This is a genomic window from Burkholderia plantarii (assembly GCF_001411805.1).
Lineage (GTDB): Bacteria > Pseudomonadota > Gammaproteobacteria > Burkholderiales > Burkholderiaceae > Burkholderia > Burkholderia plantarii.
In genome coordinates, this window is sequence record NZ_CP007213.1 from 817,134 (window position 1) to 842,508 (window position 25,375).

Here is a 25,375-nt window from a genome sequence, read left to right on the forward strand (position 1 = left end):
AGACCGGCTGGACCGGCTCGGCCACCAATCGCGCCTGGACGCCGGGGGGACGACTGCCGACGCCCGCGGCGCATCGACCGGCTTGCTGCTATCGGCGAGGCGCCTCCTTGACGAAGGCCTGGATGCGCCGCATCGCGAGAATCAGTTGCTCGCGCGACGTACACAGTCCGAATCGCAGATGAGTCGGGAAGTCGCCGAAATCGATGCCCGGCGCCACCGACACGCCCGCCTCCTCAAGCAGGCGCTGGCAGAATCGATAGCTGTCGTCGGTGAATCGGCCGGCATCGGCGAACACGAACAATCCCGCGTCGGGCGGATAGGCGATCTCGAAGCCGCATTCGGCGAGCATCGTCAGCATCGTCGTCGCGACGTGCTTCGAGTTCGGTCCTGCGTCGCGCGGCGATCTCGTCCACCTCGTCGGTGAAGCAGGCAAGCGCCGCCGCCTGGGAAATGTCGGGCGGGGAAAGGTAAAGGTGCTGCGCCAGCATCTCGCACCGATCGACCACGCGTTCCGGCACCACGATCCATCCGAGTCGCCATCCTGTCATCGCGTAATACTTCGAAAAGCTGTTGACGACGAACGCGTCGTCGGAATGCTCGAGCGCGGAGCGTTCGCGGCTGCCGTCGTTCAACCCGTGATACAGCTCCTCGCTGATATACAGGCCGCCTCGCCGCGCCGACAGATCCATCAGCGAACGCGCCGAATCCCACGGTATGACGGTTCCCGTCGGATTGGAAGGCGAACCGACCAGAATCCCGCGGGTCCGCGCCGACCAGGCTTCCTCGTATTCGCTCGCGCTCGCCCACAGGGCGCCGGACTGCGAGGCCTTCACCCCGACGATATCGCCGTTCACCACGCTGGCGAACACGGGATGCGACGGATAGCCGGGCACCGCGCTCAGCAGCGTTTCGCCGGCGCCGACGAAGCCCGCCATGATCAACATCAGGCCGGCCGACGAACCGGTGGTGACGATGATGCGACGGGCGTCGATCGACACGCCATATTTCCTGCGATAGAAATCGGCGATCGCCGCACGCAGCAATGGCCTGCCGACCGCCTCGGTATAGCGGCCCGTTCCTGCCTCGATGGCCCGCCTGGCAGCGGCCAGGACCGGCGCAGGCGTTCCGAAATCAGGCTCGCCGACGTCGAGTCGAATGATGTCGCGGCCCGCCGCGATCAATTCCTTCGCCCGCGATAACAGATGCAATGTGCGGAAAGGCTGCAGTTCGGTGGCGCGTGGTGCAAACCGCAAGGTATCCAGCATGTCTGATGAACCCATGTCGTGGTGGTTGGTAAGCTATGCGAATAAATTGAAGAACGAACCGGCGGAGCAGGATAGGATCGAAACAATGACGCGGCAAGGAGGCACGATCGCTGCGCCAGGTAACGTTTTGGTGACCTGGCCCGCGCTTGCCTTGTCGCTGCGCGCAGCGTCGCCGGTTCATTCGAGAAAGCGCGTGACGTGGTCGGCTCGTACCCGAGTCCGTCGCAGAGCGCTCCGGTGCCGGGCGTGGACGAGCAGGGCCGATGTCAGGCGCTCGAGCGCACGCAGCCCGTGCTGCCGATGGTCGGCTGCGTTGACGGTGTCGCTCGCGATTAGGTGCGCCACGGCACCACGACGCTGTTTGCCGCCCTGATGTGCTCGATGGTGCCGTGCTCGCTACCTGCAAGCCCCGTCGCCGACATCATGAATGTCGGTCGTTTCCGCGCGAGATCGACAACGACGATCACGATGTCGGGGCCGGGCCCGGCATGCGTGAGCGGTGCCGGGCGGCGTCAAATCAAGCCCCGCCGCCGCGCCCGCCGGCAGGTTCGAGCAGCCCGCAGACGACCGTCTCGGCATGGCTCGCCGCCAGGGCGTCGAGATCGGGCCGCAACGCGCTGTCGTCGGCGAACACCTCGCGGAAGAGGATCGCCATGATCATCGGTCCGACGATCGACAGCGCCTGCAGGCGCGCGTCGCCGCGCCGGACCTCGCCTCTTTTCTGCCGCTCGGTGAGCACGTCGGCCAGCAGATCGAGCACCCGGGCCACGACGTTGTCGTGCCAGATGCGCGCGAGGTCGGGAAACTTGCGCGATTCGCTGATCACCATCCGCGCGATCGCCGGCACGTCGCTGCCGGTCGCTGTCTGCGCGACCGCGCGCAGCAGCATCGGCACGAGTTCCCGCAGCGGCATTGCCGAGCCGGTTGCCGCTGCCTCCATCCCGCCGAGGTTGGCAGCGAACGCGTCGCGCGCGACCGCCCTGAACAGATCCTCCTTCGTCTCGAAATATCGATACAGGGTCCCCTTGGCGACGCCGGCGTGCCGCGCGACCTCGTCAAGCCTGGTGCCCGCATAACCGTGCCCGGCGAACACGCGGGTCGCCGCCTCGATGATCTCCGACGGGCGTGCCTCCTTGCGGCGCTTGCGCGGCGGGCGACTGGTTTCCTGTTCCATGGTGCTCCTCGTCAAGCTGGATTCGGCATCGTCGCGTCGGGTTGCGCGCGATGCGGTGGTTTCTTTACTTTTCGAGATAATGACTCTACAGTCACTATCTCCTCGTGCCTTGCCGGGTCGATCCGTGCAGGCGTGTTTCCACGACCGAAAGGAAGCGCCATGACCCAAGCTGACGTACTCATCGTCGGGGCCGGCCCCACCGGCCTCGTCCTTGCCATCTGGCTGACGAAGCAGGGCATCCCCGTGCGCATCGTCGACAAGCGTCGCGGCCCGGGAGAAACCTCGCGGGCGATGGCGGTGCAGGCCCGCACGCTCGAACTCTATCGCCAACTGGACATCGCCGACGAGGTGGTGGCCGCCGGCTACAAGACCCCGGCGATGAACATGTGGGCGCGCGGCAAGCGCAAGGCGCGGATCGCGCTGACCGATGCCGGCGAGGATATTTCACCTTACCCGTTCGTGCTCGTGTTTCCGCAGGACAAGCACGAGCGGCTGCTGCTCGCGCGGCTGCGCAGCCTCGGCGTCGAGGTCGAGCGCGAGACCGAACTGGTCGGCTTCGAGGCGCACGACGAGCACGTCGTTGCCACGCTGAGGACGCCCGACGGGCGCGAGCAGACCTGCCAGGCCAGGTTTCTGGCGGGCTGCGACGGCGCGCGTTCGACGATACGCCACGCAACCGGCAGCAGCTTCGAGGGCGGCACCTACAAGCAGATCTTCTACGTGGCCGACGTGGAGGCGAGCGGCGTCGAACCGGCCGGCGAAGCGCACATCGCGTTCGACAAGTCGGATTTCGTCCTGGTGATGGCTTACGGCGAGCCGAACCGGTACCGGCTGATCGGCACGGTGCAGGGCGAACCGGCCACGGACCCGGAGCGGCTGAGCTTCGACGACGTGGGGCACCGGGCGATCGAGGGCCTCGGCCTCGAGGTCGCCGGAGTGAACTGGTTTTCGACCTATCACGTGCATCACCGCGTGACCGAACGCTTCCGCCATGGCCGGGTGTTCCTGCTGGGGGACGCGGCTCACGTCCACAGCCCGGCGGGCGGGCAGGGGATGAACACGGGCATCGTGGACGCCATCAATCTGGCCTGGAAGCTCTCGGCCGTCCTGAAGGATCAGGCGCCCGACGCGCTGCTCGACAGCTACGACACGGAGCGGCGCGCGTTCGCCCACAAGCTGGTCGAGACGACCGACCGCGTATTCTCGTTTGCCACCGCCGAGGGCGGCTTCGCCGATTTCGTGCGGACCCGCATCGCGCCGGTGTTCGCGAGCGTCGCCTACGAGCTGGACAGCGTGCGCGACTACATGTTTCGCGTCGTGTCGCAGACCATGCTCGACTACCGCGACGGCCCGCTCGGCAGCGGCCTGGCCGGCAAGGTCGGCGGCGGCGACCGGCTGCCGTTCGTGCGCTTCGAGGCCGGTGACAACTACGGCTCCCTGACCCGCATCGCGTGGCAGGTGCATGTGTACGGCGCGCCTTCGGACGAGTTGCGGCACTGGTGCGACAGCCGAGGTATCGCACTGCATGCCTTCGCCTGGGTGGACGCGTTTGGCGAGGCCGGGCTGGCGCGCGACGCGGCCTACCTGCTGCGGCCCGACGGGTACGTCGGGATGGCGGTCCCGCACGGGGCGCCGCAGGCGTTGACCGCGTATGTCGAGCAGCACGGCTTGCGGTTCGGGCGCGATTGAGCGGCGCGCATGAGGATGAAGCCGGTTGCCGGGCGCGTCGCCGTCAAGCCGGCGAGCCAGGCTGCGAGCGCGTGCCGGCGCCGCGCGAATCCCATGTCGCCTCTCATGCCGCCGTTGGCCCGCAGCACCTCGCCGGTCGTGAAGCTCGCCTTCCCCGACGCGACGCAGGCGATTGCGTCCGCAATCACTTCCGGCGTTCCCGCGCGGCCGGGCGGCGCCGTGGCGAGCAACGCCGGCTTGCCCGCTTCGAAGCCCGTTATCCGGTCGAGCATGTCCGTCGGTATGGGACCCGGAGCCGCCGCCTTGGCGCGAATCCCCGACGCCGCCACCCCGAGCGCGGCGGATCTCGTGCGGCCCTCGAGCGGGCGTGCTTGCTGGCGACATGGAGCGCGTTGCGCGGCGCATCGCGAATTCCCGTCCGGAACGACACGCCGACGATGCTGCCGCTGCCCCGGGCCGCCATGGTGCGGATCTCGTGCTTCAGCGCGAGCCAGGTGCCGCGCACGTTGGCATCGGACGGGCGGATATTGAGCGACGCTCTGTCCGGCGATGGACGCCGGATCGCCTTCGCAGCCCGCGCGGTTCACCGCGATGTCCAGACGGCGGACACGGTCGACCCCGACGGGCAGATCGTCCGCATCCCGCGGCACGAGCAACACGACGACACGGAGCAGACGTTCCATCGCCGGCGAAGCAAATCCGGCGGCATGGACGTGCCCGAAGTCGGTCGACTCAAGGAACGCGAATCCGGCAATGCTCGCCTCGAGCGACTGATCGCCGGGCAACCGCTGGTGATCGACAGCCTGAAGGAATTCAGCTGAAAAAATGACGACCCCGGCGGGCCGGCGTGGCGCGCCGAGAGGTCCCGGCCCGACGAGGCCATCGCAACGCGAGGCATGTCGTTGCCCGGGGCCGAGTCGCCGAGTGCGGGCCTGTCTCCCGGCGCGCTGCCCCGTGTTTGCCGATCCCGTGATTTCCTCTGCTGGCTCCCGACTCGGCAGCGGCGGCAAATCCGCCATCCGCTCCCCGGGGGAGGCAGGTTTGCCTCGGCGGAGCGGTTTCACGTCGGCGCCGACACGAATCCGGCCGGTACCTTGCGGAATTACGCATTCGCCGGCCACCAGAACGCCTTCACGGACGGCAGCGTGAAGCATCCCGGCAGCGGCGTCATTTACAGCCGATTGTGGGGAGGCGCTACGTTCCGCAGTTGAAGATCGACCATCTTTTCCGATCCAGCCAGCGGTTGGACCCGGCCATGATCTCGCCGACCGGGGCAAAGCCGTGCGATGCTCCCGTCGCACCTCGACATGCGGCACACGGCTGCTTCGCCCCGCATCCGCCAGGCGAAGCAGCCGCCTCAGCGTTTCGCCACCTCGCCGTCGTTGGCGTCGGGCGGCACGTCGAGCCCGCCCGCGAACGCCGTGTACACGTCGACGACACGACGCGACAGCGTGTAGCTCGACTCGGTGTACGCCTGCGCCGACTGCAGGCGCGTGCGCTGCACGTCGAGCCAGTCGAGCAGGTCGATGCGCCCGGCGCGATACTGCGCGTCCGCCAGCGCCTCGGCCTGGGCCGCGTCGCGATCGGCCTCGCGCAGCGCGCCGTTGCGCGCCGCCTCGTGCAGATACGCGTCGAGCGCGACGTCGGCCTCCTCGAGCGCCGCGGTCACGGCGCGGTCGTAGTCGGCCAGCGCCGCGTCGGCCCGCGCGCCGGCGGCCCGCACCCGCGCGCGCAGCGCGCCGCCGTCGAGGAACTGCCAGCTCAGCGCGGCACCGCCGCTCCACAGCTTCGAGGCCGTCTCGTACAGCTGGTTCGGCGACAGCGCGCCGAGCCCGAGCAGCCCGGACAGCGAGATGCGCGGATACAGGTCCGCGCTCGCCACGCCGATCCGCGCGGTCTGCGCCGCGAGGCGCCGCTCCGCCTCGCGCACGTCCGGGCGCCGGCCGATCAGGCCCGCCGGATCGTCGGCCAGCACGAAGCCGGGCGCGCGTACCGGCACCGGCCGCTCGAGCGCGAGAATCTCGGGCGCGTCGAGCGGCAGCGCCGTGAGTGTGGCGAGCCGGTCGCGCCTGGCGCGAACCCGCGCGGCCAGCGGCTCGAGGCGCGCCTCCACGTCGGCGGCCTGGCCGGCGGCACGCACCACGTCGAGACGGCCGACGCGTCCGACACGCTCGCGCGCCGCCACCAGCGTCGCGATGCGCCGCGCCAGTTCGCGCTCGCGCGCAACCTCGGCGTATTGCTGCTGCGCCTCGCGCAGATCGAGGTAGGCCATGGCCACCTGCGCCACCACCAGCCGGCGCAGGTCGTCGCGCGCGTCCGCACTCGCCTGCGCGTCGGCGCGCGCGGCCTCGATGCCGCGCCGGATCCGGCCGAACAGATCGAGCTCCCAGTCGATGCCCGCGCTTGCCAGCGTCGGGCTGCCTACCTCGGGCACGCCGGTGTTGCTGGTCAGCGTCGAGGTCCGCGCTCGCGCGATCGAGGCCCCCGCCGACAACTCGGGCAGCCCGGCCGAGCGCGCCTCGGCCACGCCGGCCAGCGCGGCGGCGTAGTTCGCCTCGGTGGCGCGCAGGTCGTAGTTGGCCCGCCACGCGCGCGCGACGAAGCGGTTCAGCGCGGCATCGTCGAAGTCGGTCCACCACCGCGTGACGGGCACGCCGGGTTGAATCGAGGCGGTGCCGCCGACGGCGCCGTTCGCCACCGCGGCGACCGGCGTGGACGACGGCAGTCGCGCGAGCCGCGCGGTGTCGGGCAGGCCGCGGTGATAGTCGGGCCCCACGGTGCAGCCCGTCAGCGTGCCGAGCAGGCCGGCCGCCGTCATGATCGTGACGATGCGTTTCATGCCGCGCCCCCGGTCGAAGCATCGCGCCCCGTCACCGGCCGCCGGCGCGCGGCGAGCTGCCTTGCCAGCAGGAAGAACAGCGGCGTGAAGACGAGCCCGAACGCCGTCACGCCGATCATGCCGGCGAACACGGCGGTACCCATCGCCTGCCGCATCTCGGCGCCCGCGCCGGTGGCGAACACCAGCGGCACGGCGCCGAGGATGAAGGCGAGGGAAGTCATCAGGATCGGCCGGAGGCGAACCCGGGCCGCGCGGATCGCGGCGTCGGCGGCGGACGCGCCGTCGCGTTGCGCCTGCACGGCGAATTCGACGATCAGGATCGCGTTCTTGGCGGCAAGTCCGATCAGCACGATGAAACCCACCTCGGTGAGAATGTTGACGTCCATGCCGCGCAGGCTCACGCCGACCAGGGCGGCCAGCAGGCACATCGGCACGATCAGGATCACGCTTGCCGGCAGCGTCCAGCTCTCGTAGAGCGCGGCCAGCAGCAGGTAGACGAACGTCACGGCCAGCGTGCCGGCGATCCAGGTGGTGTCGCCGGCCAGTTTCTCCTGCAGTGCCAGCTCGGTCCACTCGTAGTCGTAGCCGTCCGGCAGCGTGTTCGCGAGCACGCGCTCCATCGCCGCGAGCGCCTGCCCGGTCGAATACCCGGGCGCCGCCACGCCCTGCACCTCGGCACCGGGGAACAGGTCGTAGCGCGCCACGCGGAACGGCGTGGTAACCGGCCGGAAGCTCGCGAGGCTGCCGAGCGGCACCATGGCGCCGCTGTCCGAACGCGTGCGCAACGTCGCGAGGTCGCCGATCTCGCGGCGGTACGCCTGATCGGCCTCGATGTCGACCTGATAGGTGCGGCCGTACAGGTTGAAGTCGTTGACATAGAACGCGCCGAGATAGCCGGACAGCATGCTGTTGACGCGGTCGAGCGGCACGCCGAGCAGTTGCGCCCGCACCGGATCGACGTCGGCGAATACGCCGGGCGCGCCGGCGTTGTACGGCGAGAACACGTTGGCCACTGCCGCTTCGTGGCTCGCCGCAGCCGTCACGGCCTGCACCACGTGCTGCAGCCCGGCGGCCCCATGCCCCTGGCGGTCGCGCACGAACAGCTTGAAACCGCCGCCGGTGCCGATGCCGGCCACCGCGGGCGGCGGCAGCACCAGCACGCGCGCCGTGCCGATCGGCGCCAGCGCGTGCCGGATCGCCGCCAACATGTGGCCGCCGTCGAGCCCGCGGCTGGCGCGTGCCTCGAAGTCGTCGAACACCACGAACACCACCGCCGCGTTGGGCGCGGTCGTGAAGGTAGCGCCGTCGGTCCCCGAGATCGCCGAGGTGTGGCGCACGCCGGGCAGCACGTCGAGGCGCCGGGATACGTCGCGCGCGACGTCGGTGGTGCGTGCGAGCGTGGCGCCCGGCGGCAGCTGGATCGAGACGATCGCATAGCCGCGATCCACCGGCGGCACGAAGCCGTGCGGCGTCACGTCGAGGCGCCACACGGTCAGCCCGATCAGCCCGGCGTAGACGAGCAGCAGGAATCCGCGGCGGCCGAACGTGAGTGTCACCAGGCGCGTGTAACGCCCGGCCAGCGCCGCGAAGCCCCGATCGAACCCGGCCAGCGCGGCGGCGATGCGGCCCGGCCGGTGCTGGCCGTGCGAGGCGGAGAACAGCAGCGCGGCCAGCGCCGGCGACAGCGTCAGCGAGACGAATGCCGACAGCGCGGTGGCCAGCGCGATGGTCACCGCGAACTGCCGGAAGAACAGGCCCGGAATTCCCGAGATGAACGCGGCCGGCACGAACACCGCGATCAGCACGAGCGCGATCGCGATCACCGCGATGCCAACCTCGGCCATGCCGCGATGCGCGGCGGCGCGCGGCGTCAGGCCCTCGGCGATGTGCCGCTCGATGTTCTCCACCACCACGATCGCGTCGTCCACCACGATGCCGATCGCGAGCACCATGCCGAACAGCGAGAGGTTGTTGATCGCGACCCCGAACAGCGGCATCAGCGCAAGCGTGCCGATCAGCGAGATCGGGATCGCCAGGATCGGGATGATCGCGGCGCGCCAGGTCTTGAGGAACACGATCACGGCCAGCGCCACCAGCACGGTGGCCTCCAGCAGCGTGTGCAACACGTTGTGGATGGAGGTGCGCACGAAGGCGGTGGGATTGTAGTACGCGTGATATTCGAGATCGCTCGGGAAGCGCGCCTTCATGGCGTCGAGTGTCGCGATGATCGCGTCGGCGGTGGCCAGCGCGTTCGATCCCGGCTTCTGCGAGATGCCGATGTCGACCGTCGTGCCGCCGTCGAGCAGCGTGTCGCTGCCGTAGTCTTGCGCGCCTAGTTCCACGCGGGCCACGTCGCGCAGCCGCACCACGGCGGTGTTGCCGGCGTCGTCGCGGGTGGCGCGGACCACGATGTCGGCGAACGCGTCGGTGTCGCGCAGCCGCCCGCGTGTCAGCACCTGCAGCTGGTAGGCGCCGCCCGTGCCGCTCGGCGGCGTGTTGAGCGTGCCCGGCGAGACTTGCGCGTTGGCGCGCCGGATCGCGTCGATCACGTCGTCGACGCTGATCGCGCGCTCGGCCAGCCGGCCCGGATCGAGCCAGACGCGCAGCGCGTAGTCGCGCTGCCCGCGCAGGTACACATCGCCCACCCCGTCGATGCGTGCCAGCGCGTCGCGAATGTCGAGCGTCGCGTAGTTCGACAGATACTGCTGGGAGAGCGTGCCGTGTGGCGAGACCAGGTAGACCACCATCATCAGGTCGGGAGAGGTCTTCCGGACCTTGAGCCCGATCTGCCGGACCTGCTGCGGCAGGCGCGCCTCGGCCACCGCCACGCGGTTCTGCACCAGCGGCGCCACCGCATCGACGTCGGTGCCGGTGCGGAACACCACGCTGATCGTGACGTTGCCGTCGCCGGTGGACTGCGAACTCATGTAGAGCATGCCGTCCACGCCGTTGACCTCCTGCTCGATCGGCGTGGCCACGGTGTCGGCGATCACCTCGGCCGAGGCGCCCGGATAGGACGCCTGGATCGTCACCGTGGGCGGCACGATCTCGGGGAATTCGGACACCGGAAGCCGCGTGCCGGCCACCGCGCCGACCAGCACCAGCAGGATCGAGCAGACCGCCGCGAACACGGGGCGGTCGATGAAGAAGCTGGAGAAACGCATGGTGCTCACTTGCCTCCCGGTGCGGCCGCCTGGCCGACCTTGACCGTATCGCCGGGCCGCACCTTCGCGAGGCCGTCGACGATCACGCGATCGTGCGGCGCGAGCCCGGCGAGCACGATGCGGCGCGTGCCGTCCAGCGCACCGGGCACCACCGGGCGCGGCTCCACCTTCGAGTCAGCGTCGACCACCAGCACGAAGCGCCGGCTCTGGTCACTGAGGATTGCCGCGTCGGGCACGCTGGCGGCGCTCGTCGGCTGGCCGAGCGGCAGGCGCACGCGCGCGAACAGCCCCGGCAGCAGCACGTGATCGGGATTGGGGAGCACCGCACGCAGCCGGATCGTGCCGGAATCGCGGTCCTCCTCGTTGTTGGCGAATTCGAGCGTGGCGCGGCGCGGCCAGCCCGTTTCGTCGCCGATCTCGACGGGCAGCGTCAGGCGGTGCGCCGGCAGCCCGGCGCGCGCGAGGCGCTGGTAGTCGGCCTCGGTCACGTCGAACGTGATGCGAATCGGGTCGAGCGTGACGATCGTGGCGAGCAGCGTGCCTTGTCCGCTGCCTCCGCTCACGAAGTTGCCGACGTCGACGCGGCGGTCCGACAGCAGCCCGTCGATCGGCGCGGTGACGTGGGTGTAGGACAGATCGAGCGTGGTGGCCTTTAACCGGGCGGCCGCCACCGCCACCTCGGCGTCGGCGCCGGCGGCGTCGGCCGTGCTCTGCTGCACGGCCTCGATGCTGACCGCGCCGGCCTGGCGCAACTGGCCGTCGCGCCCGGACTTCTGCCGTGCGAGCGTCTGGCGCGCCTGCGCCGCGCGCAGGTTGCCGGCGTCGCGATCGCGCGCGGCCTCGAAGGTGGCGGGATCGAGATCGAACAGCGGCGCGCCGGCGCGCACCGGCTCGCCGTCGCGAAAGCGGATCGCCTGCAGATAGCCCGACACGCGCGCGCGCAGCATGACCTTCTGCACCGCCTCGAGCCGCCCCGTGTAGATCGACTCTGCCTGGGTCGGCGCGAACATCGGTTCGACCACCTGCACGATCGGTATCGGCCGGCTCTCGGCCGGCGGCTTCGGCGAGCAGCCGGCCAGTAGCGCCGCGCCGACCAGCGCGGTCGCGACGTGTCGCGCGAGGGGCGCGGCGCGTGGGCGGACGCGAGCGCCGGCGCGCGGTGGCCGGCCTCGCGCCGGCGTCGGTCGGGAGGGTGCCGACGGTGCTGCCCCGTCGCCGGCAAGCGCGGCGCCGTGGCGCCGCAGGGTGGTCTTCATGTTGGCTGTCTCCGGATACGGGCTCGATCGCCTGGCGGCCCGCAATGGCGCGGCACGGCCTGAAACGTCGTGGCGTGACCGGCGCGCGGCCACCTCGCGATCGGGCACCGGGTCGTTCAGTGGATTCGGTCGCGCGCGTTCGTGCGGCCGGCGATGCGTCCTGGCGCACGATGCGATGGCGGGATGTAGGGTTTTTGCTTAGTCATGCTATTCATTACACGCACTGCGGGTGATCCGCTGGATGGAAAAGAGTCCGGTCCGAGGCGGGCCGTCGGTCGAGCCGGACGAGGCGGCGTTGGCAGCGCCCGGTCCGGTCGGCTGCCGTCGTGCCTGATTCGGTCCGGTCAAGGATAAGATCGATCCGGCCGGCTTTCAATTCGCATTCGGGGTGCCGACGGCGGTGGCGCGCGGCCGCTTCCGGGGCGACGCGAAGCCTTGCGCCGCAACGCTCATGCGCGTTGCGGCCGCCGCTCGTCGGCGGCGCGCGCGGCGGCGCCCGGCGTGCCTGCTCGCATTTCCGAGGCCGGATGCGGCGCTGGCGAGGCCCGTGCCTGACATGATTCGACATCAAGTTTTACAGTCGCCAAATTTGGCCGCCTTCGATTCTGTGTAAGCTGCTTCCCGGTATCGGCTCGCAGTCCGTACGCCGGTCGCGCGTGGAGATCCACCCGGCCCGCGGCTCGCGGCTCGATGGCGCCGAACCATCCTGTATCGCCGCATTCGCCCGTCAAGCGCACACCCATGTCAAGAGATCCGACCTCGCCTCCCGAACCACTTCGCGACCGCATCCTCGTGCTCGACGACGAAACCGAGATCCGCCAGATGCTGCAGCGCTATCTCATCGCGCAGGGCTTCGAGGTGCGCGCGGTCAAGGACGGCATGCAACTCGACGCGTGCCTGGAGCGGCAGCCGTACGACCTGCTGGTGCTCGACATCATGATGCCGAAGGAGGACGGGTTGGCGGTGTGCCGGCGCCTGCGCGCGCAAGGTCAGACGATTCCGATCCTGATGCTGACCGCGCGCGGCGATCCCGTGGATCGCGTGATGGGGCTCGAGATGGGCGCCGACGATTACCTCGCCAAGCCGTTCGTGCCGAGTGAGCTGGTCGCGCGCATCCGCGCGATGCTGCGGCGCAGGACGCTCCTGCTGCGCCAGGCCGGGCAGCTCGGCGGCATCGTCGCCGACGCCGACGCGCCGGCGCTGCGCTTCGGTCCCTATCGGCTCGACGTGCGCCGCCAGGAGCTGTTCCGCGACGCGAGCCTCCTCGAGATCGGCTCGGCGGAAATGCGCCTGCTGTGCGCGCTCGCGTCGGCGCCGAATCGCCCGCAGAGCCGGGACAGCCTGCTCGAGCGCGCGAGGGGCCGTGAATACGGCGCGCTGTTGCGCAGCGTCGACGTGCAGGTGCTGCGCCTCAGGCAGATGCTCGAGGACGACGCGTCCAAGCCGCGCCACATTCGCACCGTGTGGGGCGTCGGCTACATGTTGATAGCCGAATACGAGGCGTCATGAGCCCGTGGCCGAGGTCCCTGCTGGGACGGAACTTCCTGCTGCTGGTGGCGCTGGCGCTGGCCAGCCAGGCCGCCGTCATCACCGTGTTCCTGACCTTCATCCAGAAGCCGCGGATCGACGATGCCGCGTCCCTCGTGGCCTCGCAGATCGTCGCCATGCAGAAGCTGCTGGCCGCCCTGCCTGAGCACGAGCGCAGCCGCGAACTGCTGGGGCTGAACGGCATCCCGCAGGAGGCGGTGCCGTTCGAGCGGATGCGCGGCGAGCCGCCGTCGGGCTATGTGCTGCACGTGTTCTTCGAGGGTCTCGAGGCGCGGCTGCCGCCCGACACGACGATTCGCTGGGAACGCGAGGGCGAGCGTCGTTTCTGGGTACGGCTGAACGTCGGTGGCCGCTACGACTGGGTGATGTGGCATCCGGGCTCGGCGGTCGCCCACGTGCTGCCATGGGGTTTGATCTGCCTGTTGCTGACGGTGGCGACGGTACCCGTGCTCGGTGCCTATTTGATGCACCGTCCGGTGGACGCCGCATTGCGGCGCCTGGCGCGCGCGGCGGCCACCGTCGAGCGCGGCGAATGGCCCGACGCGGTGCCCGTGACGGGACCGCGCGAGCTCGCCACGGTGGCCGAAGCGTTCAACCGGATGGTCGCCGTGCTCGCCGATCTCGAGGCTACGCGCACGGAGATGCTGGCGGGCATTTCGCACGACATCCGCACGCCGCTGACCAAGCTGCGCCTCGTGGTGGCCGCGCCGGACGCGTTCGAGGCAGCGCAGGCCAGCGCGGAGCGCTTCATTCAGGATATCGACATGATCGTGCAGCAGTTCATCGATTTCGCGCGCGGCTGGAACGACGAGGCGGTCGTCGCCTGCGACCTGAACGAACTGATCTCGCAGCTCGCCGCCGACTACACCGGTCTCGGGCATTCGTTCGAGGCATCGCTGGAACCGCTGCCGCCGATTCCGGTGCGCCAGATCAGCCTGCAGCGCCTGTTGATGAACCTGATGCAGAACGCGGTCGTGTACGGCCGCACCGGGCTCGCCGTGCGCACCCGCGCCGAGCCGGGATGGGCGATCGTGTGCGTCGAGGATCGCGGCCCGGGCGTGCCCGATGCGATGCTGCCGCTGATCATGCAACCGTTTCGGCGCGGCACGCAGGACAGCGGGAAGGGCGGCACGGGCCTCGGTCTCGCGATCGTGGCGCGCATCGCCTCGCAACATGGCGGCCGCCTCGAACTGTCGGCCAACCGCCCGCACGGCCTGATTGCCACGGTTCGGCTTCCGCTCGCGCCGCCGCGCGCGAGCGGCGCGCGTCTGCGCGTTCCCTGAGGGCGGCACGAAGCGGGACCCGTGCCGCGCCGCGCGCGAGCACGCCGGCGCTCGTGATCAGAAGTGGTAGGCGACGCCGAATGCGCCGAACATGCTGGTGCGCCGCTCCACTATCGGGCTGTCGGCGGCGTCGCCGAGCAGCGTGCCGACGCCGAGGCTCGTGTTCATCGACCAGTGCCGGTTCAGGCGATGGTCCCAGGTCGTCTTGAAGTCGACCTTCGAGAACCCCGACGACGGCCGGTACACGGGCAGCCCGGCCGCGCTGTTCGCCGCCTGCTCCTCGTCGATGCCGAAATACGTGCGCTCGGCCGGACCGTTGGACCAGACGGTGTCCACCCCCACCGAGATCCGGTCGCCCGCGGCCTGGTACACCGTGTAGGCCACGCTCAGCGTCACGTGATTCCCGTATCCGGCATGGGCGGACTGCAGGAACTCGAGGTTCGCGCTGGCCGGGCCGTCGTGCCAGCGCGCGAACGCGCCGTACTCGAATGACGTGGCGATGTCGCCGGTGCCGTCGAGGATCGCCGCGTCGCCCTGGTCGCGGCCGCGCTCCGCGCCGACCAGCAGGCCCGCCGACAGCGACGGCGTCAGCGCGAAGGCGACGCCGCCGTCGAACCCCTGCACGAAGAACGTGACGCGCGAGCCGGTGCCGCTCGACAGGTTCAGCACCGGCAGCGGCCGGATGCGATAGGACTTGCCGCCGTCGTAGCGCGGCACGACGGCCGCGTCGAGGCCGATGCCGTTCTCCGGCGCGGCGCTCTGCGCGAAGGCGGGCGCGCCGTGCAGCAGGGTGCCGCCGAGCACGGTGCAGGCGAACAGGGCACGGCGCGCGGGCAGCCACGCGGGAATACGTCGCGTGAGTCGAAATGGAGACATGAGAGCGAAAGGATCGGTTGATGGAGCGGGTTGGAAGAACGGGTCCAGGCGTGGCGGCGCCGGCTCACACGGCGGCGAGGCGCGCGGCGTCGATGTCGTCGTGCGATTCGACGTCCGGCACGAAGATGTAGCCGAGCCCGCGCACGGTCTGGATGAAGCGCGGCATCGACGGATTCGCCTCGAGCACGCGGCGCAGACGCCATACCGCCACGTCGATCGTCCGATCGGTCGCGGCGTCGAGGCTGGGCCCGTGCAGCGTCTTGCGCAGGCGATCGCGCGTGAGCGTGCGCATCGGCGCGTCGACGAATACCTTCAGAAGCGCGAATTCGCTTTCCGAGATGGCCAGCCGGTGCTGTCCGGCGCGCAGCGTGCGCGCCTGGAAGTCGAGCGTGTAGTGACCGAACCGGTAGGGCGCGCGCAGCAGCGGCGCGGCGGACGGCAGTGGATGCGCGTGGCGGCGCAGCACGGCGCGAATCCGGGCCACCAGCTCGCGCGGGTTGAACGGCTTGACGAGGTAGTCGTCGGCACCGAACTCGAAGCCGATCACGCGGTCGCTTTCGTCCGCGCGGGCGCTCGTCAGGATCACCGGCAGGTCGTCGCCGGTGTTGCGCAGGTCGCGCAGCACGCCGAGTCCGTCGAGGCCCGGCAGCGCGACGTCGAGCACCGCGAGCGCGGGGCGCCGACGCGTGATGCTGCTTGCCAGCGCGCGGCCGTCGTCGAGCAGCGCGACCTCGAAGCCGCACGCGGTGAGGTAGCTGTTCAGCAAATTCCGCAGCTCGGGATCGTCGTCGACGACCAGAATCCGATTCGACATAGTGATGGAAGGCATGCTCGAGTGAGACCCGCGACGCTCCGTGGCGGATCGGCGCCGATCGTGAACCATGCCCCGCGCCGTCGTGCCCGGGGCTCCACGACGCAATGTAGGGAAGTCGCCCCCGCGCAGCTGTAGCAAATCATGTCGGCGCGTGTCGCCGGTGGCGCGCGGCCTCGGCGAGCGGCGCGCCGAACATGAAACCCGCGACGCGATTCGCGGCAGGGCGCGGCCGGGAAAGCGCCGTGACGCGTCGGGCCGGTCGTTGATCGATAACGGTTCGGCGGAGGTGGAAACGCTTCGTCATGGTGATGGCGCGAACGCGAGTGGCCGCGATCAGCCTGACTCGATAAGATCGGCGCATCACTTTCAAGCGGAGATTCGACCATGCGATTTTTGTTGGCATTCCTGCCGGCCTTGTCGTTTTTCGTGATGCAGCGCATTGCCGGAGTGCATCTCGCCCTCGTCGTGGCGGCGCTCGCGGCGGCGGGGCGCATCGCGTTCTACCTGCTGGTGTGGCGCACCGGTGTCAGGGCATTCGACCTCGGCTCGCTGCTGATCTTCGGCGGGCTCGCTGCCTGGGAGCAACTGACGGGGGCCAGCCTGTCGTTCGCCGAGATCCGGCTCGTGATCGATGCCGGTCTGATGCTGGTCGCGCTGATCTCGGTGCTGGCCGGACGACCGTTTACGCTGCAGTATGTCGAGCGCGGGACCCCGACCCACCCGCGGCTGCTCCAGGCCCACGCGGGCATCAGCGCGGCGTGGGCCGCGGCGTTCGCGGGCATGGACATGATCGACTTCGTGTGGATCGTCCATCCGGGCTGGCCGCAGGTCGCGCTGCTCGGCGCGACGGCGCTGCTCGGCTTCGCCGCGTTGCGCTTCACGCGATGGTATCCGCGCCGTCTCGGCCTGCGCGCGGCGGCCGCGCCGCGCTGAGCCACCGGCCGGGGCCGCCGCTTGGCAATGACATGCGGCGACATCTTTCATTACAGCGCGTCATGCCTCGACGCGCGACACTTCGGGCCCTGCTCATGGCCGCGCCTCCGGAGTTACTTCATGCCCCCCGTCTCGTTCCGCATCGTGCTCGCCGGTATCGCCACCACGGCCGCGCTGGCCGCCTGCACGTCGTTTCCGCACGGCACGCCGCCTGACCAGTCGGATCCCGCCATGCACGGCTTCGACGACGTCGATCGGCACCCGACCTGGAGCAACTGCCAGAGCCGCTGCGTCGTCGACGGCCGCCCGCGGTGCTGCGAGACGGCCGACTGACCGGACCGCGGACGCGGCGCCCGGCGGCCGGTGCCGCCGCGATGCCGTTCCAGGCCGCCCCGGGTTTCCTTCCTTCTTCTGTATCCCGCTCGAGCGATGAAAAAGTGGTTCGTATGGTTCGGTATCCTGATCGCCGTGCTGGCTGTTGCTGTCGTGGCACGACGCTTGCATCGCATCGACCTCGCGCGGCACGAGGCGAGTGCCACGGCCTCGGCCGCCACGCCGGTCGGCGCCGTGACGGTGAGGGTGGCCGACGTGCCGGTGTACGTCGATGCGCTCGGCACGGTGACGCCGACGCGCACCATCATCGTGGTGCCGCAGGTCAGCGGCGTGCTCGAATCGGTGGAGGTGGACGAAGGGCAGACGGTGCGCAAGGGCCAGGTGATCGCGCACATCGATTCGCGTGCGCTCGAGGCGCAACTGCAGCAGGCGCGCGGCACGCTCGCGCACGACGAGGCGCTGCTCGCCAACGCGCGCGCCGACCTGCAGCGCTACCGCGCGCTGATCGACGCCGGTTCGATCACGCGCCAGACGCTCGACACGCAGGCGGCCACGGTGCGCGAGGCGCAGGGCACGGTGCAGGCCGACGCCGGCAGCGTGCGCAATCTCGAGGTGCAGCTCGGCTACTGCACGATCCGCTCGCCGGTGGACGGTGCGATCGGCCTGCGTACGGTCGACCCCGGCAATTACGTGACCAGCGCCAACGCCTCCGGTATCGCCGTGATCACGCAACTGCAGCCGGCAACCGTGGTCTACGCCGTGCCAGAGGACACGCTCGGCGCCATTCGCCGTGCCATGGCTGCGGGCCCGGTCCCGGTGCTCGCCTACGATCGCGACAGGCACACGCTGCTGGCGCGGGGCGCGTTGCTCGCCGTGGACAATCTCGTCAACACCTCGACCGGCACCGTCAACGTGAAGGCGCGCTTCGCCGAATCCGGCGCAGCGCTCTACCCGAACCAGTTCGTCAACACGCGGATGCGCGTCGATACGCTCGCGCGGGTGCCGGTGGTGCCGAGCGTCGCGATCCAGCACGGCTCGAACGGCGACTTCGTGTTCGCGCTCGACGCGGCCGGCCATGCACGACTGCGCCGGATCAAGGCGGGCCCCGCGCTCGGCGACGAGACGGCGATCGTCGACGGCCTGAAAGCCGGCGAGCGCGTGGTGACCGAGGGCGCCGACCGACTCGACGACGGCTCGCCCGTGACCGTCGCGGCTCACTGAGCGGAGCGCTCGACGATGAACGTTTCCCGTCCCTTCATCGAGCGACCGATCGCCACTTCGCTGGCGATGATCGCGCTGCTGCTGGTCGGCGTTGCCGGCTATCTGCTGCTGCCGGTCTCGGCGCTGCCCGAGGTCGACTATCCGACCATCCAGGTCTACACGCGCGATCCCGGGGCGAGCCCGGAGGTGATCGGTTCGTCGATCACATCGCCGCTGGAGCGGCAGCTCGGCCAGATGTCGGGGCTCAAGAGCATGCGCTCGACGAGCTCGGACGGCACCTCGATCATCACCATGCAGTTCGATCTCGCGCTGTCGCTCGACGTCGCCGAGCAGGAGGTGCAGGCGGCGATCAATGCGTCGTCGAGCTATCTGCCCGCGAACCTGCCGTACCCGCCGGTGTACAGCAAGGTCAACCCGGCCGACGCGCCGGTGCTGCGCCTGTCGCTGACCTCGAACGTGCTGCCGCTGACGAAAGTCGAGGATCTGGCCGACACGCGCCTCGCGCAGAAGATCTCGCAGATCTCGGGCGTCGGCCTGGTGACGATCGACGGCGGGCAGCGGCCGGCCGTGCGGGTCCAGGCGGACATGGCCGCGCTCAATGCGCTCGGACTGTCGCTCGAGGATCTGCGCGGCGCGCTCGGCAAGGCCAACGTCAACCAGGCCAAGGGCAGCCTCGACGGCAGCCGGCAGTCGTACGCGATCGGCGCCGACGACCAGCTGACGACGGCCGCCGACTATCGCGACCTGATCATCGCGTATCGCAACGGCGCGCCGGTCCGGCTGTCGCAGATCGCCCGATCGGTCGACGCGAGCGAAAACGACGAACAGGCGGCCTGGACCAACGGCACGCCGTCGATCGTGCTCGACATCCGGCGGCAGCCGGGCGCGAACGTGATCGCGGTGGTCGATCGCGTGCGCAAGCTGCTGCCGCAGTTGAGCGCGAACCTGCCGGCATCGGTGCATCTGGCGGTATCGACCGACCGCACCGCCACGATCCGCGCCTCGATCGCCGACGTGCGGCTCGAACTCGCGACCGCCGTGGCGCTGGTGGTGATGGTGATCTTCGTGTTCCTGCGTAATCTGCCGGCCACCTTGATTCCGGCCGTCACGGTGCCGCTTTCGCTGACCGGCACGCTGGCGCTCGCGTATGCGGCCGGCTTCTCGCTGAACAACCTGACGCTGATGGCGCTCACGGTGGCCACCGGCTTCGTGGTCGACGATGCGATTGTCGTGATCGAGAACGTCACGCGCTTCGTCGAGCGCGGCGCGGCACCGCTGGAGGCCGCGCTGAACGGCGCCAGGCAGATCGGCTTCACCATCGTGTCGCTGTCGGCGTCGCTGATCGCGGTGATGATTCCGCTGCTGTTCATGGGCGACGTGGTGGGGCGGCTGTTCCGCGAATTCGCGGTGACGCTGGTGCTGGCGATCGCGCTGTCCGCGTTCGTCTCGCTCACGCTGACGCCGATGATGTGCGCGCGCTTGCTCAAGCCCGGCTCGCGGCGGCACCGCGACGACTGGGTCGATCGCATCAACCGCGGCTACCTGCGCGCGCTCGATACCGTGCTCGACCACCCGCGCGCGACGCTGGCGTTGGTGGCCGCCACCGCGCTGCTGACGCTCGCGATGCTGGCGGCGATGCCGAAGGGCTTTTTCCCGCGGCAGGACACCGGCTCGATCGAGGGCGTCGTGCTGGGGCCACCCGGCACTTCGTTCGTCGGCATGGCGGTGCTGCATCGGGAGGTCGCGGCGCGCCTCGCGCGCGATCCGGCGGTGGCCGGCCTGAGCGCGTTCGTCGGCATCGACCAGACCCGGCCGGTGCTGAACCAGGCCACGCTGTCGATCGACCTGAAGGACCGGCGCGCGCGCGACGGCATCGACGCGGTGATGCGTCGGCTCGCGCGGGACGGCGCCGGCGTGGCGGGCGCCCGGCTGTTCCTGCATCCGGTGCAGGACCTCACGCTCGACGACTCGACGGCGCCGTCGGCGTACAGCCTCGGCGTGCAGTCGGCCGACGCGGCGCTGCTGGCGCGCTGGAGCGGCGTGCTGGTTGACGCGCTGCGCCACGATGCGGCCTTCGCCAACGTGCAGAGCATGGCGATGCAGCGCGGCAGCCAGGTGCGGCTGCGCTTCGACCGTGACACGGCCGCCCGGCTCGGCGTGACGCCGCAGGCGATCGACGACGTGCTGTACGACGCGTTCGGCCAGCGCCAGGTGTCGACCCTCTACACGCAGGTCAACCAATACCACGTGGTGCTGGTATCGGGCGATCGCGGCGCCGATCTCGCGCATCTGCTGTCCGGGCTGTACGTGAACACCGCGTCCGGAAAGCTCGCGCCGCTCGCGGCGATGGCGAGCATGGAGGTGGTGCCGGTGCCGGTACGCATCGATCGCCAGGCGCAGTTTCCGTACGCCGACATCGGCTTCGATCTGCCTCCGCACACGAGCCTCGGCGCCGCGATCGCCGAGCTCGAGCGCGTGAAGCGGCGCGTCGGCCTGCCCGTCTCGGTGCAGGTGTCGCTCGAGGGATCGGCCGCGCTGTTCCAGGATTCACTGAGCCGCGAGGCGCTGCTCGTGTTCGCCGCGGTGGTGGTGGTGTATCTCGTGCTCGGCGTGCTGTACGAAAGCTTCGTGCATCCGCTGACGATCCTGTCGACGCTGCCGTCGGCCGCGTTCGGCGCGCTGCTGGCGCTGTTCGCGTCGGGCACGCCGTTCGACGTGATGGGCCTGATCGGCATCGTGCTGCTGATCGGCATGGTGATGAAGAACGCGATCATGATGATCGACTTCGCGCTGGCGGCGCGGCGCGAGCAGGGGATGTCGGCGCGCGACGCGATCCGCAGCGCGGCCGCGCTGCGCTTTCGCCCGATCCTGATGACCACCATGGCATCGCTGTTCGGCGCGCTGCCGCTCGCGTTCGGTACCGGCATCGGCTCGGAGCTGCGCCATCCGCTCGGCGTCGCGATCATCGGCGGCCTGTGCGTGAGCCAGTTGCTGACGCTGTTCTCGACGCCGGTCATCTATCTGGCGCTGCAGCGCGTCGAGGCGCGCCGCGGCGCGGTGCGCCCGGTGGAGCGCGCGCGATGAAGCCGTTCTCGCCGTTCGTGCGCCGCCCGGTCGCGACCAGCCTGATGGCGATCGCGATAGCACTGTGCGGCCTGCTCGGGTTCCGCCTGCTGCCGGTCGCGCCGCTGCCCGAGATCGACTTCCCGACCATCAGCGTGCAGGCACGCCTGCCGGGCGCGAGTCCCGAGCTCGTGGCCGCCTCGGTGGCGACGCCGCTCGAGCGCCAGTTCGGCCGGATCGCCGGCGTCACGCAGATGACCTCGGTCAGCTCGCTGGGCCAGACCCAGGTCACGCTGCAGTTCGATCTGGCGCGCAACATCGACGGCGCGGCGCGCGACGTGCAGGCGGCCATCAACGCCGCGCGCACCAATCTGCCGGCCAGTCTCGACGGCAACCCGACCTGGCGCAAGGTGAACCCCGCCGATTCGCCGATCCTCGTGATCGGCCTGACCTCCGGGGTGGCCACCCCGGGGCAGCTCTACGACGCGGCCTCGACGGTGCTGCAGCAGAAGCTGATGCAGACGCCGGGCGTCGGCAACGTGGTGGTGGGCGGCGCGGCCCTGCCCGCCACCCGGATCGAACTGAATCCGGAGCGCGCGAGCCATTACGGCATCGGCCTCGAACAGATCCGCTCGGTGATCGAGAGCGCCAACGTCGACCTGCCGAAGGGGTCGGCCGTGTCGGGTGCGCGGGCCTACGGCATCGGCGCCGACGACATGCTGTACGCGCCGGACGATTACGCGCGCCTCGTCGTCAGTCAGCAGAACGGGCGGATCGTGCGCGTGGCCGATCTCGGCACGGTGCGCGAGGACGTCGAGAATCTGCAGAACTACGGCCTGTCGAACGGCAGGCCCGCGGTGCTGCTGATCGTGTACCGGCAGCCGGGCGCGAACGTGATCGAGGCCGTGGAGAACGTCAAGGCCGCGCTGCCGGCGCTCGAGGCGGCCATCGTGCCGATCGCGCCGTCGGTCCGGATCGCGATCGACGTCGATCGCACCAAGACGATCCGCGCCTCGCTGCGCGACGTCGAGACCACGCTGCTGATCTCGATCGTGCTGGTGACGGCGGTCACGTTCTGCTTCTTCCGCTCGTGGCGCACCACGCTCGTGCCGGCCGTCATCGTGCCGCTGTCGCTGCTCGGCACCTTCGCCGTGATGGCCTGCCTCGGCTACAGCCTCAACAACCTGTCGCTGATGGCGCTGACCATCTCGACCGGCTTCGTGGTCGACGACGCGATCGTGGTGGTGGAGAACATCATGCGACACCGCGAGCTCGGCAAGGCGCCGCTCGACGCCGTGCTGGCCGGCGTGGCCGAGGTGGGCTTTACGGTGTTCTCGATCAGCGTCTCGCTGGTGGCCGTGTTCGTTCCGCTGCTGTTCATGGGCGGCCTGGTGGGCCGGCTGCTGCGCGAGTTCTCGGTCACGCTGTCGGTCGCGATCGCCATGTCGATGCTGCTGTCGCTGAGCGTGGGGCCGATGCTGATGAGCCGCGTGATGCGCGGCGCGGCGCCGGACGCCGGTGAGCGCGGGACGGCGATGTCCGGGCCGGTCGACACGACGGCCGTCGCGGGCCGCCTGCATCGGTTCTACGCGCGCTCGTTGCGATGGGTCGTCGCGCACCCGCTGCTGATGGGCGGCGTGACCGTGCTCGTGTTCGCGGTGAACCTCGCGCTGTTCGCGGCGGCGCCGAAAGGCTTCTTTCCGCAGGAAGACACCGGGCTGCTGCTCGGCACCCTGCAGGCCCCGCAGGCCATCTCCTATCTCGAGATGCAGCGCCAGTTCCGCCTCGTCAACGCGCGGATCGGCGCCAATCCGAACGTCGCCTTCGTCGGCGGCGTGGTGGGCGGTTCGAACGCGCTGAACCATGCGTTGCTGTTCGTCTCGCTCAAGCCGCTCGGAGCGCGGCGCGCCGGCGCCGACGCGGTGATCGGCCAGTTGCGCGCGCAACTGGCCGGCCTGCCGGGTTCGCAGCTGTATCTGCAATCGGTGCAGGACCTGTCGGTGGGCGGCCGCCAGAGCGGCGCGCAATATCAGTACACACTGACGGCCACCGATCAGGCCACGCTCGACCGCTGGGTGCCGAAGGTGGTGGCCGCCCTGCGCGGCCTGCCCGCGCTCGCCGACATCAACACCGATCAGCAGGACGACGGCCTGCAAGTGCGGGTCGACGTCGATCGCGAGCTGGCGACGCGGCTTGGCGTCGATGTCGATACGATCGACCAGACGCTCTACGACGCCTTCGGCCAGCGGCAGGTGTCGACCGTCTATCGCGCGGCGAACCAGTATCACGTCGTGATGGAGGTGGCGCCGTCGAACCGGACCGACCCGACCGTGCTGCGCAGTCTCTACGTGCCCGCCGGCCTCGCGCCCGCCAGCCTGAACGGTGCCGCCGCGCGAGCCGGCATGCCGGCGGCGACACCGTCCGCCGCGGCGACCGCGAGCGGCACCGCGCTGGTGCCGCTCGCCGCGTTCGCGCGTCTGGCAACGGGTCGCACCGCCATCGCCATCAATCATCAGGCAAGCTTTCCGGCCATTACCGTGTCGTTCAATCTGCGCCCGGGCGCCTCGATTGGACCGGTGACCAGGCAGATCGAGCGCGCGGTCGCCGCGCTGAACCTGCCGGCGGACGTCGGCGGCGCGTTCGCGGGCACGGCGCAGGCGTTCGCGCAGTCGCTGTCGAGCGAGCCGTGGCTGATCCTGGCCGCGCTGCTGTCGGTGTACGTGGTGCTCGGCATGCTTTACGAGAATCTCGTGCATCCGCTGACGATCCTCTCCACGCTGCCGTCGGCTGGTGTCGGTGCGCTGATCGCGCTGCGGGCCACGCACACCGAGCTGTCGATCATCGCGCTGATCGGCGTGCTGTTGCTGATCGGCATCGTCAAGAAGAACGCCATCATGCTGATCGACTTCGCCCTGAAGGAAACGCGCGAGCGCGGCGCCACGCCCGAGGACGCGATCCTGCGCGCCGGCATCGCGCGCGTGCGCCCGATCATGATGACCACGCTCGCGGCGATCTTCGGGGCGCTGCCGCTGGTGCTCGGCGGCGGCTACGGCGCCGAGTTCCGCTGGCCGCTCGGCGTCTCGATCATCGGCGGCCTGCTGTTCAGCCAGCTGCTCACGCTCTACACCACTCCGGTCATCTATCTCTGGTTCGACCGCGCATCGCGGCGCCAGCGAACCCGCAGGCAGGCTTCATGATTTCCCTTGACCGTTTTCGTGCGGCCCCGCGCCGCTGCGCGTTTGCCGTGATCGCCGCCGCGTCGGCGGCCGCGCTGCTGGGGGCCGGCTGCACGGCGGGCCCGGACTACCATCGACCGGCACTGGCCGTGCCCGCGCAATTCAGGGAGGCCGGCGCGCAATGGCGGCGCGCGGCGCCCGATCCACTGAAGGCGGTGTCGAGCCGCTGGTGGGACGATTACCACGATCCGGTGCTGTCGCGGCTGGTCGACGACGCGCTGCGCGCCAATCCCACCATTGCCGCGGCGCAGGCGTCGTGGCGCCTGGCCCGAGCCACGGTGGCGGCGGACCGGGCCAGCCTGTGGCCGACGCTCGGCCTCGACGCGTCGGGCTCGCGCGGGCAGAGCACGCCGTCGTCGCGCTTTTCCGGGGCCGCCGGTCCGTTGCTGTCCGAGCAGCTCGGCGGCGTGCGAAACACGGTGTCGCTGTCGGGCAGCGCCAGCTGGGAGCCCGACCTGTGGGGCGCCGCGCGGCGTCAGCTCGAGTCGGGCAAGGCCAGTGAGGCGGGCGCCGCCGCCACGCTGGCCGGCCAGCAGCTGTCCATCGCGGCCAGCGTCGCGACCAGCTACCTGCAGCTGCGCCAGTGCGATCTCGACGTCGATCTGCTGCAAGGGCAGCGCGAGATCGACGCGCGCCTGCTGGTGATCGCGGGCGCGGCCTTCGATCACGGCACGGCCTCGA

Annotated in this window: 17 protein-coding genes and 2 pseudogenes; 11 read left to right on the forward strand and 8 right to left on the reverse strand. The window is 70.2% G+C overall.

The window, feature by feature from the left end; genetic code table 11:
• Positions 1-233 precede the first annotated feature (233 nt).
• The gene (locus bpln_RS21005) at positions 234-1,265 is read right to left on the reverse strand and encodes an aminotransferase class I/II-fold pyridoxal phosphate-dependent enzyme (protein WP_158512053.1); all 1,032 of its coding nucleotides are present in this window, start codon (positions 1,263-1,265) and stop codon (positions 234-236) included.
• 183 nt (positions 1,266-1,448) lie between these two features.
• Here bpln_RS21005 and bpln_RS38560 point away from each other — a divergent pair.
• Positions 1,449-1,720 (forward strand): annotated as a pseudogene (locus tag bpln_RS38560) (IS630 family transposase); the annotation flags it as partial.
• Positions 1,721-1,782: 62 nt separating this feature from the next.
• Here the strand turns inward: bpln_RS38560 and bpln_RS21010 are convergent.
• Complete coding sequence (locus tag bpln_RS21010) at positions 1,783-2,439, reverse strand: TetR/AcrR family transcriptional regulator (RefSeq protein WP_055139878.1); 657 nt, start codon at positions 2,437-2,439, stop codon at positions 1,783-1,785.
• 159 nt (positions 2,440-2,598) lie between these two features.
• Between bpln_RS21010 and bpln_RS21015 the strand changes: the two genes are divergently transcribed.
• The gene (locus bpln_RS21015) at positions 2,599-4,128 is read left to right on the forward strand and encodes an FAD-dependent monooxygenase (RefSeq protein ID WP_055139879.1); all 1,530 of its coding nucleotides are present in this window, start codon (positions 2,599-2,601) and stop codon (positions 4,126-4,128) included.
• Here the strand turns inward: bpln_RS21015 and bpln_RS38450 are convergent.
• Positions 4,020-4,679: an SDR family oxidoreductase gene (locus tag bpln_RS38450; protein ID WP_420807383.1), complete on the reverse strand. Its 660-nt coding sequence runs from the start codon at positions 4,677-4,679 to the stop codon at positions 4,020-4,022. The genes bpln_RS21015 and bpln_RS38450 overlap by 109 nt on opposite strands.
• On the opposite strand from bpln_RS38450, the gene bpln_RS36775 reads away from it, so the two are divergent.
• A complete protein-coding gene (locus bpln_RS36775) occupies positions 4,566-4,949 on the forward strand; it encodes a hypothetical protein (RefSeq protein WP_055139880.1) in 384 nt (127 codons plus the stop codon). The two genes, bpln_RS38450 and bpln_RS36775, sit on opposite strands and share 114 nt — an antisense overlap.
• 536 nt (positions 4,950-5,485) lie before the next feature.
• On the opposite strand, the gene bpln_RS21025 is transcribed toward bpln_RS36775, so the two are convergent.
• Genes bpln_RS21025 through bpln_RS21035 form a run of 3 tightly spaced genes read right to left on the reverse strand, consistent with a single transcriptional unit; the run spans position 5,486 to position 11,387 of the window.
• A complete protein-coding gene (locus tag bpln_RS21025; protein ID WP_055139881.1) occupies positions 5,486-6,967 on the reverse strand; it encodes an efflux transporter outer membrane subunit in 1,482 nt (493 codons plus the stop codon).
• Positions 6,964-10,131 (reverse strand): efflux RND transporter permease subunit, encoded by a 3,168-nt coding sequence (locus bpln_RS21030; protein WP_055141159.1) that lies wholly within the window; start codon positions 10,129-10,131, stop codon positions 6,964-6,966. Before bpln_RS21030 ends, bpln_RS21025 begins: the two co-directional genes overlap by 4 nt.
• 5 nt (positions 10,132-10,136) lie before the next feature.
• On the reverse strand, positions 10,137-11,387 hold the full coding sequence (locus tag bpln_RS21035; RefSeq protein ID WP_055139882.1) for an efflux RND transporter periplasmic adaptor subunit: 1,251 nt from the start codon (positions 11,385-11,387) through the stop codon (positions 10,137-10,139).
• A 741-nt stretch (positions 11,388-12,128) separates the two neighbouring features.
• On the opposite strand from bpln_RS21035, the gene bpln_RS21040 reads away from it, so the two are divergent.
• Together bpln_RS21040 and bpln_RS21045 are read left to right on the forward strand one after the other, a co-directional pair.
• Complete coding sequence (locus bpln_RS21040; protein WP_042627274.1) at positions 12,129-12,896, forward strand: response regulator; 768 nt, start codon at positions 12,129-12,131, stop codon at positions 12,894-12,896.
• Entirely contained in the window at positions 12,893-14,218 is a 1,326-nt protein-coding gene (locus bpln_RS21045; RefSeq protein WP_055139883.1) for an ATP-binding protein, read from the forward strand. Before bpln_RS21040 ends, bpln_RS21045 begins: the two co-directional genes overlap by 4 nt.
• A gap of 57 nt (positions 14,219-14,275) precedes the next feature.
• Here the strand turns inward: bpln_RS21045 and bpln_RS21050 are convergent, their stop codons facing one another.
• Both bpln_RS21050 and bpln_RS21055 read right to left on the reverse strand, forming a co-directional pair.
• Positions 14,276-15,094, reverse strand: a complete 819-nt coding sequence (locus bpln_RS21050; protein WP_055139884.1) for a MipA/OmpV family protein — start codon at positions 15,092-15,094, stop codon at positions 14,276-14,278.
• Positions 15,095-15,158: 64 nt separating this feature from the next.
• On the reverse strand, positions 15,159-15,908 hold the full coding sequence (locus bpln_RS21055) for a response regulator (protein ID WP_055139885.1): 750 nt from the start codon (positions 15,906-15,908) through the stop codon (positions 15,159-15,161).
• 384 nt (positions 15,909-16,292) lie between these two features.
• On the opposite strand from bpln_RS21055, the gene bpln_RS21060 reads away from it, so the two are divergent.
• From bpln_RS21060 to bpln_RS38455, 6 genes and pseudogenes are all read left to right on the forward strand, one after another.
• Positions 16,293-16,841 carry a hypothetical protein gene (locus bpln_RS21060; RefSeq protein ID WP_148654112.1) on the forward strand — a complete coding sequence of 183 codons (549 nt, stop codon included), beginning with the start codon at positions 16,293-16,295 and terminating at the stop codon, positions 16,839-16,841.
• Positions 16,842-16,961: 120 nt separating this feature from the next.
• The gene (locus tag bpln_RS21065; protein ID WP_055139887.1) at positions 16,962-17,174 is read left to right on the forward strand and encodes a hypothetical protein; all 213 of its coding nucleotides are present in this window, start codon (positions 16,962-16,964) and stop codon (positions 17,172-17,174) included.
• Between the two features lie 96 nt (positions 17,175-17,270).
• On the forward strand, positions 17,271-18,395 hold the full coding sequence (locus tag bpln_RS21070; RefSeq protein WP_055139888.1) for an efflux RND transporter periplasmic adaptor subunit: 1,125 nt from the start codon (positions 17,271-17,273) through the stop codon (positions 18,393-18,395).
• Between the two features lie 15 nt (positions 18,396-18,410).
• Positions 18,411-21,479: an efflux RND transporter permease subunit gene (locus bpln_RS21075; RefSeq protein ID WP_055139889.1), complete on the forward strand. Its 3,069-nt coding sequence runs from the start codon at positions 18,411-18,413 to the stop codon at positions 21,477-21,479.
• On the forward strand, positions 21,476-24,655 hold the full coding sequence (locus tag bpln_RS21080; protein ID WP_055139890.1) for an efflux RND transporter permease subunit: 3,180 nt from the start codon (positions 21,476-21,478) through the stop codon (positions 24,653-24,655). Before bpln_RS21075 ends, bpln_RS21080 begins: the two co-directional genes overlap by 4 nt.
• A pseudogene (locus bpln_RS38455) lies at positions 24,652-25,359 on the forward strand (TolC family protein); the annotation flags it as partial. The gene bpln_RS21080 and the pseudogene bpln_RS38455, both read left to right, overlap by 4 nt.
• Positions 25,360-25,375 lie beyond the last annotated feature (16 nt).